Here is a 19,072-nt window from a genome sequence, read left to right as displayed (position 1 = left end):
TCAGGCCGAAAACTCGCGGATCGCCGCTTCGATGTCGTTAAGCCTGAACGGCTTGGAGACCAGCCTGCGCCCCGCGTGTTCAGCCGGGATGACGTCGCCCCCGCCAGAAGTGAAGGCGAACGGAATGTCGCGGGCCGCCAGCGCATCGGCGATCGGCCAGCCTTTTTCGTCACCCAGGTTGATATCGACGAGTGCGCCGAGGAGGGGCTCGTTTGCAATCAGCGCCAGCGCCTCTTCGTTCGTCGTCGCCTGCGCAGGCTCGGGCAGACCGAGCGCGTCGAACATATCGACCAGCATCATGCCGATCAAAACATCGTCCTCGACGAGCAGGATCCGCAGCGCTTCAATCATCGGACGCACGATGCGCGGCGTTGTCGAGCGCCGCCGACACCGCTTCAGCCAGTTGCGCGACCGAAAAAGGCTTGGGCAGGAAGGCGACATCCTCGATGTTGATCGATTGGCGGAGTTGTTCTTCGGCATAGCCCGACATGAAGAGTACCGGCAGTGTCGGCCGCTTCGCTCGCATCGCGCGTACCATCGCGGGGCCATCCATCGTCGGCATCACCACGTCGCTGAGGATCAGATCGATCTTGTCCATCCCGGCAAAGCGCTCCAACCCCTCTTCTCCCTGCGATGCGGTCACGACACTATAACCCGCACGGGTCAATGCGCGTTCCGCAACCGCCCGAACCATGTCCTCGTCCTCGACAAGCAGAATGGTCCCGGTACCCCATTGGCTCTTCTTAGGCTTCACCGTCGGCGTCGGAGTTACGGGCGCACCATTCTCGGCGCGATGGACAGGCAGGTAAATCGTAAAGCTCGTTTCGCCCGGTTTGCTGTCCGCGAAAATGAACCCCGCCGACTGCTTTATGATGCCGTACACGGTCGACAGACCCAGCCCCGTGCCTTTGCCTACGTCCTTGGTAGTAAAGAAAGGTTCGAAAATCTTGGGCAGCACGTCGACCGGAATGCCGGTGCCGGTATCACCGACCTTCAGCGCGCTATAGTCGGCGGGCGGCATGAATTCATTGCCCATTTGACGAACATCGGCCGCCGATACCGGATAGGTCTCAATCGTCAATGTCCCGCCACCCGGCATCGCGTCGCGCGCGTTGACCGCAAGGTTGATGATCACCTGCTCAAGCTGCCCGGGGTCGGCGCGCACCGCTCCGAGACCGCGACCGTGATGAACCGAAAGCTGCACCGTATCGCCGATCAGGCGCTTGAGCAGGTGTGATACTTCCGAAATCACGTCGGGCAGTTGCAGGATTTGGGGACGCAGCGTCTGCTGACGGGAAAAGGCGAGCAATTGCCGTGTCAGACTTGCGGCGCGGTTGGCGTTGCTGCGAATCTGCTGGATATCGTCGTAGTCGCTGTCGCCCGGCGTATGACGCATCAGCATCAGGTCGCACGACCCCAGCACCGCAGTCAGGATATTGTTGAAATCGTGCGCGACCCCGCCGGCAAGCTGTCCAACCGCCTGCATCTTCGACGCTTGCGCGACCTGACGCTTGAGCCTCGATTCCTCGCTCGAATCCTTGAGGCTCAGCAACACTGCCGCTTCGCCTAGTCCCCGCACGCCGACGACGCGCATCGACACAGGTTCGTCGCCCTGCCCGGCCAGTCGGATCGACAGATCGCCGCCGACTTGCTGCCCGCTGCTATGTCGACGGATCATGTCGGCGAGCGGGCTCTTGTCTTCACCGACCACCAAGTCGCCGGGATATCGCGGCGGCTTGCCCTCACCCACCCCGGCCGCCCGAAGGAACGCCCGGTTCATATAGAGAAAGCGCCCGTCCCGATCGACGAGCGCCAACCCAAACGGTAACAATGACAGCAGCGTCTCGACATAGGTCTGCGCTGTGCCGCGATCCGCAGGTCCCATTTCCTCGTCGAGCATCGCCAGCAGAACAGCACCGTTCATGTCGGCAGGAGTCAGCGGAATCTGGATCATCCGGACCGGCGTCGCGCGGTCGCCCTCGCGAGCAAAGAACAACGATCCGGCATCGTCGAGGCGCAGCATCGTGGCAACATCACGCCCCGCATAATGCGCCTGATCGCCTTCGCCGAGCGCACGCAGAAGGAAAGCATGGTTCGCCGTACGGAGCCTGCCTTCGGCGCTGACCAGCGCCGTCATGACACCGGCATGGCCCAGAGTGCGGCCAGCGGGACCATCGAGGTGCCGTACGACTTCGGTTGCCAGGTCGAGCCGCTCCAGGGCCGAAAAACGCCAGACAAGATAATCCTCGGCCTGCCCCGTGCGCGTTACCTGCGCTCGCAACGGCAGCGGACCGACGGCGATGTCATCAACATACCCCTCGCCATCGCGCCAGGCGTTACGACCGGCATTCTTCAGAAGCTCCGCCCCACGTCCCTCGAGCGGCAACCCCGGCGGCGTAACGAAACCACCCATCCAGGTCGCGAACAGGTCATTGGCGCAGACAAGGCGACCGGCCCGGTCCGTGACAGCGATCGCGACATCGTCATGGTTCACAGCCTGACGTAACATCGTCCAGTCGGGGGCGGCCGCCTCCCCAGCGACGCTTGCAGGAAACAATCGACGCGCCAGCAGGGTGCCGCCCACCGCAATCGCCAACCCCGCCAGAAAACCAGCCGCCAGCACGCCGCTGCGCGTCGCCCAGAAAAGCAGCGCGACGGACAGCAGGGCGAGGCCGCCGATGATAGCGAAATCGATGCGCGATAGAATCGCGCGAGCGGAGAGCGGTTCCGTGGAACCCGCCCTCCGGCTGAAATGTTCATCAGCGGAAGGCAGGCTTTGCGCGGTCAACGATTAACTTTCCCGGTTGCGCATCACCAGATGCGGACACGATCCTTCGGCGCCAAGTACAACTTCTGACCTTCCTTGACGCTATAGGCCTTATACCATGGGTCAAGGTTGCGCGAGACCCAAGACCGTTGAATCGACGGCGAATGCGGATCGGTCGTGATCCGCTGCGCCAGATTCTGTTCGCGATAGTTGCGGCGCCATACCTGCGCCCAGCCAAGAAAGAAGCGCTGGTCGCCGGTCAGGCCGTCGATCACCGGTGCTTGCTTGCCGCCGAGCGACTTTTTGTAGGCGTCATAAGCGATTGTCAGGCCGGCAAGATCGCCGATATTCTCGCCGAGAGTGAAAGTGCCGTCGAGATGCTCACCGGGCAGCACTTCATAGGCGTCATATTGCGCGACGAGCGCCTTTCCGGCGGCCTCGAATGCTGCAACATCCTGCGGCGTCCACCAGTCGGCAAGTTTACCCGTTTCGTCATATTTCGCACCCTGGTCGTCGAAATGATGGCTGATTTCGTGACCGATGACCGCACCGATACCGCCATAGTTGATCGCGGCATCCGCCTTCGGATCGAAGAAAGGTGGTTGCAGGATGGCGGCAGGAAAGACGATCTCGTTCATACCGAAATTGGCGTAGGCGTTGACCTCCATCGGCGTCATCCCCCACTCCCAACGGCGGATCGGACCGCCGAGGCGGCTGACATTGTCGTCATGCGCGAACTGGTTGGCGCGCAGCGCGTTACCGAACAGGTCGTCAGCCTTGATCTCCAGCTTGCTGTAATCTTTCCAGCGATCAGGATACCCGATCTTGGTCGTGAAATTGGCGAGCTTCTTCTTCGCCTTCACCTTGGTCGCGGGCTGCATCCAGGTCAGATTGCCAATGCGCGTGTCGAGCGCGGCGAGAACATTCTTGACGAGAACATCCATCGCGGCCTTGGTTTCGGGCGGGAAATATTTCGCGACATAATCCTGGCCGACGGCCTCACCCAAATTGTTGGTGGTAAAATCGACCGCGCGCTTCCAACGCTCCTGCATCTGCGGGGTGCCCGACAGCGCAGTGCCATAGAAGGAGAAGGCCTCTTTAGAAACCGCATCGGGAAGAACGCCCGAGAAGCCGTCGAGGCTACGGACGGTAAGGACGTCGCGGATGACTTCGATCGGCGCATCTGCAATCAGTTTGGCCTCGCCGGTAAAGGCGCTCGGCTGCGACACGAGAATCGTGTCCTCGTTGACACCCAGACCGCGAATGAAAGTAGACCAGTCAAAGCCGGGCGCGGCCTTGGCCAAGTCGGCGATCGTCATTTTGTTATAGACCTTGGTCGCGTCGCTGCTGTCGTTCTTGTCCCAATGGACCGTCGCGATCTGCTTTTCGAAAGCATAGATCGCCTTGGCTCGCGCCGCCGCATTCTGTTCACCAGCAAGCGTCAGGACATTTTCCAGATGCTGGAGGTACGCCGCCTGCAACTTCACGTTCCGTTCGCCATCCTTCAGGTAGAAGTCGCGATCAGGCATGCCGATGCCGCCCTGGAACAGAGAGTAGATATAGACGTCGGGATTCTTGTCGTCCTGCCCGACATAGCCGCCGAAGAAATGCTGAACGCCGCTGCGGTCGCCCTCGGCGAGCAGCTTGGCAAGACCTGCCTTGTCGACGGCACGGATTTTGGCCAACCAAGGCTGGATCGGGGCGAGGCCCTTCGCCTCGACCGAAGCCGAATCGAGGTAGGAAGAATAGGCGCGCCCGATCATGCTGCTCGGATCGTCTTTCGCCACGTCGAGGATTTCGCGCGTCCGCTTTTGCGACAGGTCGGCGAGCGCGGTGAACATGCCATAATTCGACTTGTCGGCCGGGATCACCGTGTTCTTTGCCCAGGTGCCGTTGGCAAAGGCATAGAAATCGTCGCCCGGCTGCACAGTCTTGTCCATGCCCGAAAGGTCAAAGCCGAAAGCACCAATTTCGGGCTTCGCGGCGGGCGCCGTGGGCGTGGACGAGGCGGGCGCCGTATCCTTCGCGAAAGCGGGCGCCGAACCAAGAAGCATGGCGCCGAGCGCCGCCGTCGCCATCAGGCGCGAAGAAAATTTCTGACGAGTCATGATAATCCCCAGATCAAACAAACGGAAACGCGCCGACGGCTCATGCTGCGGCCACGATCTTGCGATGGGACAGCTATACGCTAGGCGCTTCGCGGTTCAACCAGCGGCGGCGTCGCTCGTCGATGCCTCAAGTCGTTGGTCGCGCGCGCGGCGAATCTTGCGGCGCCAGCGGAGGCGAATCCAGTTGTCCCAGATCACCGATGCAAGAACGTAGCCAACGATGGCCGACACGACTGATATGATGAACAGCCCGGCAACGAGCGCCGGGGCCGCATCGGAAAAGAACCATCGCACCCACTCGCCCGCCGATGCCCCCTTGTCGATCATGATCGAGAAGGTGGCGACATTCGCATGGAGCCCGAACATATTGTTGCCGAGCCAGACCGAAGCCGCGATCAGCAGCGGCGTCGTCGCGGGATTCGACAGAAAGGTCATTGCCGCGCCGATCGGGATATTGGCCCGGAACGGCAGCGCCAGCAACGCGACGCCCAGAATCTGGACGCCCGGAATCAGCAAGAAAATGCCGACAAATAGGCCCAGTGCGGTACCGCGCCGGACGGACGTGCGCGTGAACCTCCACAAATGACTGTGCGCAACACGGTGCGAGAAAGGCTTGACGAAACGGCTCGCCAGCAATTCCTCCCGCGTCGGCGAGTTGCGGCGAATCCAGTTCATCAGGAACGCCTTGTCCTTGACCTTTGGATCCCGTGGCGCGCCGCTGCTCATCCGCGTTCCTTCATCAGGCGCTGCTTGTCGCGCTTCCAGTCGCGTTCCTTGATCGACTCCCGCTTGTCGTGCGCCTTTTTGCCTTTGGCGAGCGCAAGTTCGACCTTCGCACGGCCGCGGCTGTTGAAATAAACCGAGAGCGGCACCAGCGTCATGCCCTGCCGCATCACCCCAGCATGCATCTTGTTGATCTCGCGACCGTTGAGCAACAGTTTGCGCGGCCTCCGAGGTTCGTGATTGAAACGATTGCCGTGGCTGAATTCAGGAATGTTGGCATTGATCAGCCACACCTCGCCGCCGGTGACCTCCGCATAGCTTTCGGCGATGGTTCCCTCACCAAAACGCAGCGATTTCACTTCCGTACCCTGCAAAGCGATCCCCGCCTCGAACACTTGTTCGATCGCATAGTCGAAACGCGCGCGCCGGTTCTCGGCGACGACCTTCTTCTTGTCGAATTCTGCGGCGGACTGCGGACGGGCCATGACGTTAAACCTGGAGGACTCCAGCCGCGAACAGCGCGGCATCGACGGCCTTTCGGGAAGCATCGGACGCCGGAATGATAGGTAAGCGCACTTCCGACGAAAACCAGTCATGGACACGCGACAACGCATATTTTGCCGGGCCAGGCGAAGCGTCCGAGAACATCGCCTTGTGCAGACCGAACAGCCGGTCGTGGAGCGCCAGCGCGCCAGCCCAATCGCTCGCTGCGCAAGCGGCAGCGAAATCGGCACAAAGGCGTGGTGCAACGTTGGCGGTAACCGAAATGCAACCGACGCCGCCAAGCACGGCATGCGGAAGCCAGAGATCATCGTTGCCGCTGAGCTGACAGAAATCGTTGCCGGCGACTGCCCGGTGCATCGTTACGCGCGCCAGATCGCCGCTCGCATCCTTGGTCGCGACCACTTTCGGGATCTCGGCAAGCCTGCACATCGTCTCGGCGCTGATATCCGCCACCGTCCGCCCGGGGACGTTGTAAACAACGATCGGCAGATCACAGGCATCGGCCAGCGCCTTGAAATGCGCGAGCATCCCTTCCTGGGTCGGTCGATTGTAATAGGGCGCGACGATCAGCGCTGCGGCGGCGCCGGCCTGCTGCGCATATCGCATATGGCGGATTGCGGTCGCGGTATCATTCGACCCGCAACCGGCGATGACCGGCACACGGTCTTCAGCGGCTTCGACGCAAGTGTCGATGACGCGATAATGTTCGTCAAAGCTCAGTGTCGGACTCTCACCGGTGGTACCACATGGCACGAGTGCACGGCTTCCTTCGTCGATTTGCCATTTTACGAGCCGTTTGAACGCCGGCACATCGAACGCACCGTCGCGAAATGGCGTCACCAAGGCGGGAATCGACCCCGAAAACATGCTCCACTCCTTTACTAAAGACTCCGCGTGACCGATAGGAAAGACCGGCGCGCCGCTATTGGACGCCTATTCAGCGCCCCGCAAGGAGTTTGGTACTACCATGGCCGGCATGATTTCGCTGACCCGTATTTCCCGGCTGGCGCTCACCGCCGCCCTTCTCGTCCCTGCCGCCGTTCACGCAGGGGAACTCACTCCCGAACAAATGGCCTGGTATCGCGCCCAGATGGGGCTGGCCGCTTCGGCAGGGCCTCCGCCATCGACGAGTTCGGTCGGCGACGCTGTGATGGAATGGCGCCGCCTGACCGCAACCAACACTGCCTCGTTCGACCAGGTGTCGCGCTTCCTGATGGCGAACCGCGACTGGCCCGATGCCGACAAGCTTCGCGTACGGGCCGAAAAGTCGATCTCGCTGGACAGCTACGACCCCCAGCGCACGCTTGCCTATTTCCAGGCCTACCCCCCGCGGACCTCCAGCGGCGAACTGCGTTATGCGCTCGCGCTCAACGCAACCGGCCGGCGCGACGAAGCCAATGCGGCGGTGCGCCGTGCCTGGACCGGCGGCACGCTCGACGAGTTTGAAACCAATCGCGTTCTGACCTTCTTCCCGGGCGCTCTCAGTCTCGCCGATCATGACGCACGGATGGATCGCTTGCTGTGGCTTGGCGCGACGGGCGCCGCGAGCCGTCAGATCGCCTATACCTCGCCCGAAAAGCGCGCCATCTTTGCCGCGCGCCTGGCGATGCGCAGCGGTAGCGTCGATGCGGCGCTCCAAGCGTCGGCGGTCGAAAGCCTTAACCCTTCGCTTGTCCGGACCGACGCGGGCTATATCGCTGACAAGGCAACATGGCTTCGCAAGGCCAACCGTGCCGGCGAAGCCCGCGCCTTGCTTGCTGCGCCGCGGACGCTCGCCAAGGCGCCGACCGATCCCGAAGAATGGCTCGAAACGCTGCTGACCAATGCCCGGGCCGCGGATTCCGCCGGCGACAAGATGACGGCGTATAATATCGCAAAGCAGATAGACGACAGCTTTCCGCCCGGCGTCGTCATTCGCGAAGCGCCGCTCGGCGTCCGCGACGATTATACGTCGCTCGCCTGGCTCGCCGGCCAGCTTGCGTACAAAAGCGTCGGAAAGCCGGGCGACGCGGCGCGGCTGTTCCGGCTTTACGGCGAGGCCGCGCGCTCGGCGCAGACACGAACCAAGGGTTTCTATTGGGCCGGCCGCGCCGCACTGGCCGCCGGGGACGCGGCAACCGCAAACGCGCATTTCGCCGATGCCGCGCAACATTATGACCAGTTCTACGGGCAGCTCGCGCTCGAACGGCTGGGCCGTTCGCAGCCAAAGCCGTTGCCGACGCCGACCATTCAGGTCAGCAGCGACCAGAAGCGCGCTTTCGAGGACGACCGTCTCGTTCGCGCGGCTCGCGCGCTCGGCGAAATCGGGGCATGGCGCGAGCAGTCGCTGTTCCTGCGTGCGCTCGCGCAGCGTGCGACATCGCCTTCCGACCATGTTCTTGCGGGACAGCTTGCATCGGCGATCGGGCGGCCCGACCTCGGCGTGATGATCGGTCGCAGCGCGCAGGCAAACAGCCTCGATGCGGTCGAAGTGTCGGGATTCCCAACCGTCCGCGTCCCGTCGGGTCATGAGAGCAACTGGACCTTCATCCACGCGATCACGCGGCAGGAAAGCCAGTTCGACCGGCAAGCGGTAAGCCATGCCGGGGCGCGCGGCATGATGCAGTTGATGCCAGGTACGGCGCGCGAAGTCGCGGGCAAGCTGGGCCTCAGCTATGACGCCGGCTCCCTGACCTCGGACACCAATTATAATTTCACGCTCGGTTCGACCTATTTCCAGCAGATGCTGAGCTATTTCGGCGGCAGCTACCCGCTTGCGGTCGCGGCTTACAATGCCGGGCCCGGCAATGTGAACAAATGGCTGCGCGCGAACGGCGATCCGCGCGGCGGCGGGATCGACATGGTCGACTGGATCGAGGCGATTCCGATCTTCGAGACACGTAACTATGTTCAGCGCGTACTCGAAAACGCGGTCGTCTATGATACGCTGCGCGACGGCCGGACGCTGCCGAAGGCGCCGCTGAGCTTCTATCTCGGCAAGCCGACGCCGGGGTAACGCCCGGTGGCGGGGGACAAGACCAACATCATCAGCCCTGCCGGCTTTGCAGCGCTGCGCAGCGAGTATCAGCACCTGCTCGGCGACGAGCGGCCAAAGTTGGTCGAGGTGATCAGCTGGGCCGCCGGTAATGGCGATCGCAGCGAAAACGGCGACTATATCTATGGGCGGAAACGGCTGCGCGAGATCGACCGGCGGCTGGGTTTCCTGGCACGCCGGATGAAGGCGGCCCGGGTCATCGACCCTGCCGGACAACCGGACAAGAGCCGCATCTGGTTCGGCGCGACGGTCGAACTCGCCAATGACGACGACGTGCGGCGTACTGTCACGCTGGTCGGCGACGATGAAGCCGAGGCCGGCGAAGGCCGGATCGGATGGAACAGCCCCCTCGCTCGCGCGCTCCGCGGGGCGGCGGTCGGCGACCTTCGAACGGTCCAGCTTCCTGCGGGACCGAAGGAATGGGAAGTGATGGCGATACGCTATCCATCCTGACCCGTTGATCGGTCACTCACCGATTCCGGCGATCAGGTCGCGCTGATCCTTGCGCAGTTCAGGAAGGTCGCGGGCCAGCTTCGCCCAATAGGCCGCCTCCTTCGGATCGGCGGCGACTCCGCTCCCTTTCGCATAAGCCCAGGCCAAGATCGCCCGCGATCCCGCAAAACCGGCACGTGCGCCCACGCCGCAATCATCGATCGCGGCGGTGAGCGTCTTGTCGGCGAAATGCGCTTCGCACAGCCAGTGATTGCCTTCCGGATTGCCGCCGTCGGCGATGCTGCGCAGCCGCCCCATGTTCGTCACGCGCGCATCGGGAAAAAAGGTCAGAGCGAAAATCGCCGCCGGATGCCCTTTTTCCGCCGCTTCCGAATAAAGCGCCTGCGACCGGACAAAATCGGCGGGTCCGAACGTGCCGACCGCGAGCCGATAGGCCAGATGCGTCTTCGCTTTCGAAAAGCCCGCATTCGACGACGCGACGTAGAGATCGTAGGCGCGTTTGACATTGTCAGGCGTCGCGTCGTTTTCGAGCAGCAGATAGGCAAGCTCCTGCTGACCGGCAGGAAAATTCTGCGCCGCCGACTTCTCCAGATAGGCACGCGCGCGCGCCACATCCTTTTTCACGCCCACGCCAAGGGAAAACATATAGCCCGCAAGATGCTGCGCGAGCGCATCGCCGCCGTCGGCCAGGCCGATCAGTTCGGCGGCCGGGTGGCGCGAGAGGACATCCGCGATCAGGACCGGCTCATCCTCGATCGCGAGCCGGTCGAGTGAAACGTCGGCCAGCGGATTGACGCCGCCGCGCACGCCGGCCGGAGCCTTTGGCGCCGCCGCCGACAATGAACCGAAAGTCCCGCCGCCGCTGCCCGGATCCGACACGTCGGGCGGCGCGACGAGATAATAGTCGTCGAACCAGCTCCCGTAATGGAACGGCTGCTGGGGACCCAATTCCATCCCGTAAGTCCGCTTGTAAACTTCGCGCGATACAATTTTGAAATAGTCGGATATTTCAAGTCCAGGAATGCCAAGCTCCTTGACCACGGCCGCCGCAAAGGGGCTGACCGGCGAACCGACTGGCGCGAAGTCCAGCGCCGGGCGCCCCTTCGCGGTCGAATAGAAGACCGCGCCCTGTCCGATGTCGAGCAGCCCGAGCGGCGCGGACCCGGCTTCTCCCCGCGCGACCTCGGCATCCTCGATCCGTACGACAGGCTCTGCCGTGCGGCAGGCATCGACGAACAACAGCGTAAAAGCCCCCGGTGGAACAACACGCTTCACCAGCGCCTCAATCGACAGATAGCGCTTTTCGACATCGGCGCGGCGCGTCGCGGGCGGCGCATCCATTGGCACCAGCCAGTTGCGCCCGCCATATTCGAAGCCATGTCCGGCATAATAGAGGATAACCGACTTGGCGCCCCGCGCCTCGTCGGCGAATTCGGCGAGTTCGCCGTCGAGCGCCGCCTTGTCGGCGTTGCGGATGATCCGTGGCGCGATACCCGCCCTGGCGAACGCATCGCAGACATAGTCGATATCGTTCACCGCATTCTTGAGCGAAGGCCATTCCCAGTCGTTGTAGGCGCTGTTACCGATCAGAAGCGCAACGCGATCGCCCTTGAGCGGCGCCTTGCCGCAACTGGTGGCCTGCGCCATCGCGTGCGGCGCGGCACATAGCGCAAAAATCGCGGCAACCAGTATCCGCAACCATTTCCCACCCGTCATACCCGACCTTCCCCCGCGCGAATCCCCTGCCACGAAAAGTCGCAGAAAACTGCCCAACTTTACTCTGAAATCGCATTTCGGCTCGCCGCGCATCCTGCGATCACCGAGACCGGCGGCACAGCGGGAACGTAAGTCGGCCGGAGATTGTAGGAAAGCGAATTTCTCCTGTGAGCGCGGTCATAAACAATGGCATGAGGAGCGCCTATACGGATTGTCGACCGGTCGCGGAGGAATGCATGCAAACATCGATCATAGTTGGGGCTTTGACGGCGCTGTTGCTCGCGTCGGCAACGGCGCAAGCGATGCAGCGTTATGAGGTTCCGGTCCTGAGCGCCGATGAGATCGCCGCGACCCTGAAAGGCGGCGAGGAAATCGAAGCGCGCGTCGACGGCGACCTCAACGGCGACGGCGACGCCGACACCGCCTGGATCGTCCGCGGCGACGACGCACGGGCGCTCCATGTCCAGTTCGCGGTACGCGGCGAATTCGATTTTTATCACGAGCCGGCGGGCAGCATTGAACTCGACGCCTATCCTCTCGGTCCTGCCGACATGACGATTTCGAAAGGTGTGCTGGTGGTCAAGGATTTGACCGGCGGTACCACCGCCGTGTCGGCGACCTATCGTTTTCGCGGCGAGAAGGCGAAACCGAGGATGCGCCTGATCGGGCTGGATGCCACGCTCTACAGCCGTAGCTATGCGCATGACGGCGCCGAGATGAGTTGGAACGTCCTGACCGGCGACGTTACCGCGACGCGGATGAAACTGATCGGCGAGGGCGAAAACGCGACCTATGATGCATCCGCGGTCATGCGGTTCAAGCGGCCGGTCAAGGCCTGGTACATGGAGGATACGCCCGACGCCGCGGAAACGCTGGATATGGCGATGAAGGGCAAGTGACCCGCTCCATCCGTCGCGCACGATCTTCCCGTAACGCCCCGATAGCGTGCGGAAAGCCGCCCATCAGTCGAGCAGTGCGGGTACGATCCAGATGGCCGACAGCAAGATCACGGCGAGCAGCAGCGAAATCGCCAGGACATAGCGCACGCCCTGCCCCTTTACCCCGCCACTTGCTTCGGTTTCGCTGACTTCGACGTGGTCATCGACGACGTGCATGATACGCCTCCTTCTCGGGTCCGCATAGAACGCGGGCTGGATACGCAGGGTTCCCGCGCTGTCGAAGAGACGTAGCCAGAGGGTCTGTAAGCCGGGTTCTGTCCACCCCTTGCGGGGATGGGCGATCATTCCTCTAGGCGCGCGGTTACCCGAACGCTCAAGCAGTCAACCCGGACGGCGGGGCCGGAACCAGCCCTGAGTTTCCTCGTGCCATCCCTATTCGACCTTGCTCCCGGTGGGGTTTGCCATGCCGCGTCCGTTACCGTCCGCGCGGTGCGCTCTTACCGCACCCTTTCACCTTTCGCCGGGCCGAAGCCTTTGGCGGTCTGCTCTCTGTGGCACTTTCCCTGACTTCGGCTTCCCGAAGCCGCCGGACGTTATCCGGCACCGTGGTTTCCGTGGAGCCCGGACTTTCCTCCCCCTCGCTTGCGCGAAGCGGCGATCGCCCGACCCTCTGGCTGGGACAAGTATAGCGCGAATGGAAGGCCATTACGAGCCATTGTCGAAAGGCCTGTTTGAGGGTTGGAAGCGGACGTTCGACAATGCGCCAGACACCCCTCCCGCCTGCGGAGGGGAGAAGAACGTCCACTACCGGCCGTCAGCAGCCCATCAATTACCCTCGGGCTGCGGCAGCAACAAAGCCAGCAGGATCGCCCGGCATTCGCCATCGATCGTCCCGTCTATCAGTTCGGGACGAAACCGCCGCTGGAACGCGACGGTTGCCGCAAATCCGTCGGTCACATCATAGCCGAACCGTTCGAGTGCCAGCAAAAACCCGGCGTCGGTCCACAACGGGTCGGTCAGTTTCTTGCGGGGACGCGGGAGGGCCAGGCGGCGGCGGGCGAGTTCTTCCCATGGGAAAAGTTCGCCCGGATCCTGTTTGCGCGTCGGCGCGATATCCGAATGCCCGACGACATTGCCGCGCGTGATCGCATGACGGTCCTTGATCAGGTGGACAAGGCGCACCACCGACGCGACCTGCGGATCGGGGAACGGCACATAGCCCCATTCGTGCCCCGGATTGACGATCTCGATCCCGACGCTGGCCGAATTGATGTCGCTGACCCCGCGCCAGTGCGACTTGCCCGCGTGCCAGGCCCGCTTGTCCTCGGGCACCATATGGGTGATCTGCCCATCCTCGCTGACGACATAGTGCGCCGAGACCTTCGCCTCCGGATCTGCAAGCCGATCAAGAGCTTCGGCACCAGTCTTCATGCCGGTGTAATGGAGGACGATCATCGAAACGGGCAACGAACGCTCGTCGCAATTGGGAGACCAGCGTTCGATAAAATCGCTCATGCGCTTTGTGGGTCCGTCCTGCCTTTGCCTGTGCGTCGATTGCGCCAGCGGGGCGCAAAAAGCAAGGTCAGGCGGCGATCGACGGTGCGATTGGCGGCCGGCGGACTTGCTGGTCGGCAGGCTCATACAGGCCGCGGAGGCGCGGACTGGAAACGAACTGGTCAGTCTGCCCGAGGACCGTTTCGCCGGCGCCCAGCACCAGGAAACTCTGCGGCGCCGCCATCGCGCGAAGGCGTGCAAAGGCCTTTTGACGCATCGGCAACGAAAAATAGAGCAGCAGGTTGCGACAGAAGATAAGGTCGGCCGGGTTCGCCAGCGGCGGACGGTCCAGCAGCATGTTCTGCACTGAAAAATCGACCCGGCGGCGAAGGTCGGCCTTGGCAAGCCAGCCAGCCTCGGTCTGGTCGAACCAGCGCACCATGCGCTGGATCGGCAATCCCCGTTGGATTTCGAACTGGGTAAACAGGCCGACGCGGGCACGGCTGATCGCGTGATAACTGACGTCGGTGCCGACGATATCGATCTGCCACCCCGCCCATTTCGCTTCCTGTTCGGCAAGCAGCATGGCCAGCGAATAGGCCTCCTGCCCCGTCGACACGCCGCAATGCCAGACCGTCAAGCGGCGCTGACGTGCGTTGATCTGGCGAATATGCTCAAGCGCTGTATTAGCAATATCATCGAACACACTATGTTCGCGATAGAAAAAGGTTTCGTTGTTGAGCATCGCATCGACCGTATCGTCGAGCAGCTGGCGGCTGTTCGAGGTCACGAGCGCGGCCACGAGTGCGTCGAGATCGGCGATCCCGTGGCGCTGCATCACCGGCTTCAACGACATTTCGATGCGCCAGATGCGGTTCGGCGACAGCGTCTGTCCGGTACGCGATTCCAGCACGCCCATCAGGACACGGTAAGCCGATTCGCTGGCGCTGCCCCCCATCATGACCGGGTACGTGCCGAAAGATAGCTGCCGAGCATCAAGGCGATCGCGTCGGGATTGAGCGTGGCGGTGGCCAGCCCGGCCTTGGCGACCGCGCCGGGCATACCCCAGATGACGCAGCTTTCGGGCGCCTGAGCAAAGATCGTGCCGCCGGCAGCCTTGAGCCGCTCAGCGCCGTTTGCGCCATCGCGGCCCATGCCGCTCAGCACCACTGCCACCGCTCCCGCACCATAGGAATCCGCGACCGACGCAAACATCGGGTCAGCCGACGGACAGCAGCCATTTTCGACGGGCCGTCGGTCGAGGACAATTTCCCGGTGGCGCCCGATCGTCGCCACAGTCAGATGGGCGTCGCCGGGGGCCAGATAGATATGGTCGGGTTCGACCTTCATTCCTGCGGTCGCGACACGCACCATACGCTTCGTCATCGTCGCGATCTGTTTCGCGTAAAACTCCATGAAAGCGTCGGGCAGATGTTGGGTCAGCAGGATCGGAGCTGCGATGCGCGGGTCGAGTTGGGTAATGAAATTCGTGAAGGCTGGAATACCCCCGGTCGAAGCCGCGACGGCGATGCAGTCGAGCGATCGTTCGGAACCCACCACGACCGGCGCCGGCGGCACCGGCGGTCGATACGCGATGCGCGCCGCCACGGGAATCTCGCGCTGTTGGCCCAGCGACAGGATGCGTTCCGTCAGGACCTGTGCGAACCGGCCCGAGAAGCTGCCACGGCCAGGCTTGGCAAGCGTGTCGCTGGCACCGAGCGCCAGCGCCTCTATGGCCGCCGGCCCCCCTTCGACGCAGTTCGACGACAGGATCAGGACCCGGGCATTGGCCGCGCGGTTCAGGATATGCGGCAGCGCATCGATGCCATTCATCCCGGGCATTTCGACATCGAGCACGACGACGTCGACCGGTTCGCACGCCAGCACGGCAAGTGCATCGTGCGCCGATGCGACCGACGCACACACCTGGAGCCCGGCGGTCTGATCGACGATCCGTTCCAGGATGCTGCGAACGACCAGGCTGTCGTCGACGAGCATCACGCGAACGCGACGCCCCGCCGGAGCTTCGGTCGTGGCGGGAGTGGATGTCAGGGGGCGGGGGTGCGCCATGGCAACGACCTCAGGCAACGCCGACGAGTTGCATCTTTCCTTCGAGCGTTTCGCGGTCGAACGGCTTCATCACATATTCGTCGGCACCAGCCTCGATCGCGGCGCGAATATGATCGATGCTGTTTTCGGTGGTGCAGAACACAACGCGCGGCCGTTCCTCGAACCCGAAATCGAGATCGTTGAACGCGGTCAGAAACTCCATCCCGCTCATGACCGGCATGTTCCAGTCGAGCAGAATCACGTCCGGACGGTTGGCGCGGCAAAACGTCAGCGCCTCTTGCCCATCGGCCGCCTCGTCGACAGAAAATTCCATTGATTCAAGAATGTGTCGCGCGACCTTGCGGATGACTTTGCTGTCATCGACGACCAGACAAGACTTCGACATTTGTTCCTCCGCACCCCGGTTTCGCGCCATGCTAATCTGAAGGGGTATTCAGCTCGTTAATTCATGCGGCCTTCTGGACCGGCAAGGTGATGAAATGCGACGGATCGACGACGAGGAGCGACTGCCCTTCATGTTCGATCAGCGCCTCGGCGACGCGCGCCCAACCGGGCAACAGCCGGCCCGTGATGCGCGTTTCGGGCGCATCGATGAAACAGACGTCCTCGATCTCGTCGGCGAGCAGCGCGTAGCCATGCTCGGCGACGTCGACGACGACGACACGCTGGCCGGGTGCCACGGGGACGGCAGGCAAGCCGACGACGACATGCGGGTCGATCAGCGTGAAAACGCGGCTGCGCAGCGCGAAGAGCCCGGAAACATGGGGCGGTGCCGCGGGCACTTCGACAGGCGTGCCGACCGCGACAACCGAATGGATCGACCGCGACCGCAATGCGACGCGCGTGTCGGCGATACGTGCCACCAGATAGAGTTTGTCCATCATGCGCGGGTCCCTCCGACGCGGCGGCGCAGCGCGTCGAGCAGGCCGGCGCGATCGTAGCGATAGACAGTGTCGTCCTCGGGGCTCGCCGCCGCGACCGAGGTGCGCAGGCGGATCACAGGAAGGTCGCCGCCGCCATGCGCGCACGCCGCACTGTCGCCGGTGAGACACAACAAGATGTCGGCGGCTTCGTCCGACGTTTCGGAAACGACCCGGTAGCCCGCATTCCGCAGAATCGGAGCAAGGAAGCTGCTGCCCCAGCCATCATGGTCTTCGGCAATCCGGCAGACGGGCGGCCGAACGGACAACGCGGCCGCGCCGGTCGCATATTGTTCCATCAACCAGAAGGGATCGATGAGCTCGACGGGGTCGCCGGCGACAAGCACGACCCCCGCGATCAGTCCTGGCACGGCGGCGGGCAGGACCGCTTCGGGCAGACGGACGATGTCGATCACCGTGTCGATCGGATAACAGAGAACCGAGTGACCGTCGTGCAGCCGCAGCAGCTTCACCGCGCCCTGACCGTCTGGCAGCGCGGCGGCGTGAACCGGGAAGATATCTTCGCCGATCCGCGCCTGCACGCGCCCGGCGCTTTCGAAGAGCGCCGGCGCGGGAATTTCCTCGACGCGCTCGATCACCGACAGGCGAACGCCGCGCGTCCGGCCGTTCGTGTCCCGGAAGAGCAGGAGCTGCGCCGCGTTGCGGGCCGCGGAGGCCGCGGCTTCTGCCTCGACGGTTCGGTCCATCTGGCGGCCGGTTTCGGATGCGTCGATCGCAGCGGCGGCGACGATACCCTGGACATCGAGCAGCAGCACCGGGCGGCCATTGTCGGGCAGCGTCGTGCCCGCATAAAGCCCCGTCGCCATGATGATCGGCGCCGCCGGCTTGATCACCAGTTCTTCATGATCGTGGATCGCCGCGACGCTGAGCGCATAGCTTTGCCCCTGCCCCGGCTGAACAAGAACCAGCGCGCGATCTTCGATGTCGTCGCGGTCATCGCGGGCACGGCCCAGAATGGTTTCGAGGCGCAGCAGCGGAAACTGTTGCCCCCGGACGTTGACAAGCTCTCCGCCGCCCACGCGCTCTATCCGGACGCTGTCACTGGTTTCGAGAAGGATTTCGCGCACCGAACCTCGCGGAATGGCAAAATACTGCCCCGCCGCGCGTACCATCAGGCCCGAAATGATCGTCAGCGTCATCGGTACGCGCAGGACCACGGCAAGACCACGCCCCTCATCGTTGCGCAGTTCGACGATGCCGCCGATCTTTTCGACATTGGCCTTGACGATGTCCATGCCGACGCCGCGTCCCGAGATCGACGTGACTTTCGCCGCGGTCGAAAATCCGGGGCGAAAGACAAGTTCGAGCTTTTCCTTCGGCGTCAGCGCGCGCGCGTCGGTGGCCGTGAGAAGGCGCGAGGCGACGGCCTTGGCGACGAGCGCATCGGGCGACATCCCGCGACCGTCGTCGCGGACCTCGATCTCGATCTGGTTGCCCGACTGGCGCGCCGAGACCAGGATGGTCGCCGTGACGTCCTTGCCCGCTGCGACCCGGTCGTCGAGCTTTTCAATGCCATGGTCGATCGCGTTGCGGACGATGTGGATCAGCGGATCGCGGATATTTTCCATCATCTCGCGGTCCAGTTCGACCTCGCCGCCGCTTGTCGCGAAGCGGATCTTCTTGCCGAGATCCCGCGCGAGGTCGCGGACGATCCGGGGAAGCGGCGCAAAGAGTTTGTCGATGCGCTGCATCCGCATTTGGCTGACCGACTGGCGCATGCCGGCGATCGAATCGGACAGGCGGTCGAAAGACGCGATGAGCGATGGATTCGCGCCCGAATCGCGCAACATGCGCGCGAACTCGTTGCGGGCGAGGACAATGTCGGTCACGCCGGTCATCACGCTGTCGAGCAGGGGCAGCGGCACCCGGATCGAGCGCCACCCTTGCAAGTCAGTACTGAGATCATCCTCGCGCCGAAGCCGGATTTCAGGCATGTCGGCTGCCTTGGCGGGCGCTTCGTCGACGGGAATCAGGGCGCCAATTACGTCACCGTCCTCGCCCGGGGGCTCGACGCCCTCCTGACCCAGCGTCGTACAAAGCTGTGACAGGCGATCGATGATTGCCAATACGCCGGTGACGAGCGCAGCGTCCGCCGACCGATGACCGCGACGCACCTGATCGAGCGCATCTTCTGCGGCATGCGACAGCGCCGTGACACGCGGCAACGACAGAAAGCCGGAGCTCCCCTTGATCGTGTGGACGAGGCGAAAGATGGCATCGAGCTGCGCGCGGTCGGCGGGGTCCGTTTCCCACGCAACGAGCGCCCCGCCCGCTTCGGCAAGGATTTCCGCCGTTTCAGCCAGAAAATCGTTCAGCAGATCGTCCATTGCGGTACCGGTGCGCCCCAAAATCTCGGGCTCACA

The 19,072-nt window shown here is 63.2% G+C and carries 17 protein-coding genes and 1 other RNA gene; 3 read left to right on the top strand and 15 right to left on the bottom strand.

What is annotated here, in order from left to right; translation table 11 throughout:
* The 6 genes from JNM03_RS07490 to dapA all read right to left on the bottom strand — a co-directional run bounded on the left by JNM03_RS07490 (position 1) and on the right by dapA (position 6,969).
* Positions 1-351 (bottom strand): response regulator, encoded by a 351-nt coding sequence (locus JNM03_RS07490; protein WP_294035772.1) that lies wholly within the window; start codon positions 349-351, stop codon positions 1-3.
* Complete coding sequence (locus tag JNM03_RS07485; protein WP_294035937.1) at positions 344-2,680, bottom strand: response regulator; 2,337 nt, start codon at positions 2,678-2,680, stop codon at positions 344-346. The genes JNM03_RS07490 and JNM03_RS07485 overlap by 8 nt, the downstream gene beginning before the upstream one ends.
* Before the next feature lie 131 nt (positions 2,681-2,811).
* Positions 2,812-4,875 (bottom strand): M13-type metalloendopeptidase, encoded by a 2,064-nt coding sequence (locus JNM03_RS07480; RefSeq protein ID WP_294035771.1) that lies wholly within the window; start codon positions 4,873-4,875, stop codon positions 2,812-2,814.
* Between the two features lie 96 nt (positions 4,876-4,971).
* A complete protein-coding gene (locus JNM03_RS07475; RefSeq protein ID WP_294035936.1) occupies positions 4,972-5,550 on the bottom strand; it encodes a DUF2062 domain-containing protein in 579 nt (192 codons plus the stop codon).
* Positions 5,551-5,597: 47 nt separating this feature from the next.
* Positions 5,598-6,083: an SsrA-binding protein SmpB gene (smpB, locus tag JNM03_RS07470; RefSeq protein WP_294035769.1), complete on the bottom strand. Its 486-nt coding sequence runs from the start codon at positions 6,081-6,083 to the stop codon at positions 5,598-5,600.
* A 4-nt stretch (positions 6,084-6,087) separates the two neighbouring features.
* Complete coding sequence (gene dapA / locus JNM03_RS07465) at positions 6,088-6,969, bottom strand: 4-hydroxy-tetrahydrodipicolinate synthase (RefSeq protein ID WP_294035767.1); 882 nt, start codon at positions 6,967-6,969, stop codon at positions 6,088-6,090.
* Positions 6,970-7,069: 100 nt separating this feature from the next.
* Between dapA and JNM03_RS07460 the strand changes: the two genes are divergently transcribed.
* The gene (locus JNM03_RS07460; protein WP_294035765.1) at positions 7,070-9,097 is read left to right on the top strand and encodes a lytic transglycosylase domain-containing protein; all 2,028 of its coding nucleotides are present in this window, start codon (positions 7,070-7,072) and stop codon (positions 9,095-9,097) included.
* A gap of 6 nt (positions 9,098-9,103) precedes the next feature.
* Positions 9,104-9,589, top strand: coding sequence for a transcription elongation factor GreB (greB, locus tag JNM03_RS07455; RefSeq protein ID WP_294035763.1), 486 nt, complete (start codon positions 9,104-9,106; stop codon positions 9,587-9,589).
* A 12-nt stretch (positions 9,590-9,601) separates the two neighbouring features.
* Here greB and JNM03_RS07450 read toward each other — a convergent pair whose 3' ends face one another.
* On the bottom strand, positions 9,602-11,305 hold the full coding sequence (locus JNM03_RS07450) for a caspase family protein (RefSeq protein WP_294035762.1): 1,704 nt from the start codon (positions 11,303-11,305) through the stop codon (positions 9,602-9,604).
* A 236-nt stretch (positions 11,306-11,541) separates the two neighbouring features.
* On the opposite strand from JNM03_RS07450, the gene JNM03_RS07445 reads away from it, so the two are divergent.
* Positions 11,542-12,204, top strand: coding sequence for a hypothetical protein (locus JNM03_RS07445; protein WP_294035760.1), 663 nt, complete (start codon positions 11,542-11,544; stop codon positions 12,202-12,204).
* 63 nt (positions 12,205-12,267) lie between these two features.
* On the opposite strand, the gene JNM03_RS07440 is transcribed toward JNM03_RS07445, so the two are convergent.
* The 8 genes from JNM03_RS07440 to JNM03_RS07405 all read right to left on the bottom strand — a co-directional run bounded on the left by JNM03_RS07440 (position 12,268) and on the right by JNM03_RS07405 (position 19,036).
* Positions 12,268-12,420: a hypothetical protein gene (locus JNM03_RS07440; protein WP_294035758.1), complete on the bottom strand. Its 153-nt coding sequence runs from the start codon at positions 12,418-12,420 to the stop codon at positions 12,268-12,270.
* Positions 12,421-12,491: 71 nt separating this feature from the next.
* Positions 12,492-12,878: RNase P RNA component class A (rnpB, locus tag JNM03_RS07435), an RNA gene on the bottom strand.
* Between the two features lie 151 nt (positions 12,879-13,029).
* The gene (locus JNM03_RS07430) at positions 13,030-13,719 is read right to left on the bottom strand and encodes an N-acetylmuramoyl-L-alanine amidase (RefSeq protein ID WP_294035756.1); all 690 of its coding nucleotides are present in this window, start codon (positions 13,717-13,719) and stop codon (positions 13,030-13,032) included.
* A gap of 67 nt (positions 13,720-13,786) precedes the next feature.
* On the bottom strand, positions 13,787-14,659 hold the full coding sequence (locus JNM03_RS07425; RefSeq protein WP_294035754.1) for a protein-glutamate O-methyltransferase CheR: 873 nt from the start codon (positions 14,657-14,659) through the stop codon (positions 13,787-13,789).
* Positions 14,656-15,768, bottom strand: coding sequence for a chemotaxis-specific protein-glutamate methyltransferase CheB (gene cheB, locus JNM03_RS07420; protein ID WP_294035752.1), 1,113 nt, complete (start codon positions 15,766-15,768; stop codon positions 14,656-14,658). The genes JNM03_RS07425 and cheB overlap by 4 nt, the downstream gene beginning before the upstream one ends.
* 10 nt (positions 15,769-15,778) lie before the next feature.
* Positions 15,779-16,153, bottom strand: a complete 375-nt coding sequence (locus tag JNM03_RS07415) for a response regulator (RefSeq protein ID WP_294035750.1) — start codon at positions 16,151-16,153, stop codon at positions 15,779-15,781.
* Between the two features lie 61 nt (positions 16,154-16,214).
* Positions 16,215-16,652 carry a chemotaxis protein CheW gene (locus tag JNM03_RS07410; RefSeq protein WP_294035748.1) on the bottom strand — a complete coding sequence of 146 codons (438 nt, stop codon included), beginning with the start codon at positions 16,650-16,652 and terminating at the stop codon, positions 16,215-16,217.
* Positions 16,649-19,036, bottom strand: coding sequence for a chemotaxis protein CheW (locus JNM03_RS07405; protein WP_294035747.1), 2,388 nt, complete (start codon positions 19,034-19,036; stop codon positions 16,649-16,651). Before JNM03_RS07405 ends, JNM03_RS07410 begins: the two co-directional genes overlap by 4 nt.
* Positions 19,037-19,072 lie beyond the last annotated feature (36 nt).

Source organism: Sphingopyxis sp., from assembly GCF_016793825.1.
In the GTDB taxonomy this organism is placed as follows: domain Bacteria; phylum Pseudomonadota; class Alphaproteobacteria; order Sphingomonadales; family Sphingomonadaceae; genus Sphingopyxis.
This window is presented reverse-complemented; position numbering and strand designations above follow the sequence as displayed.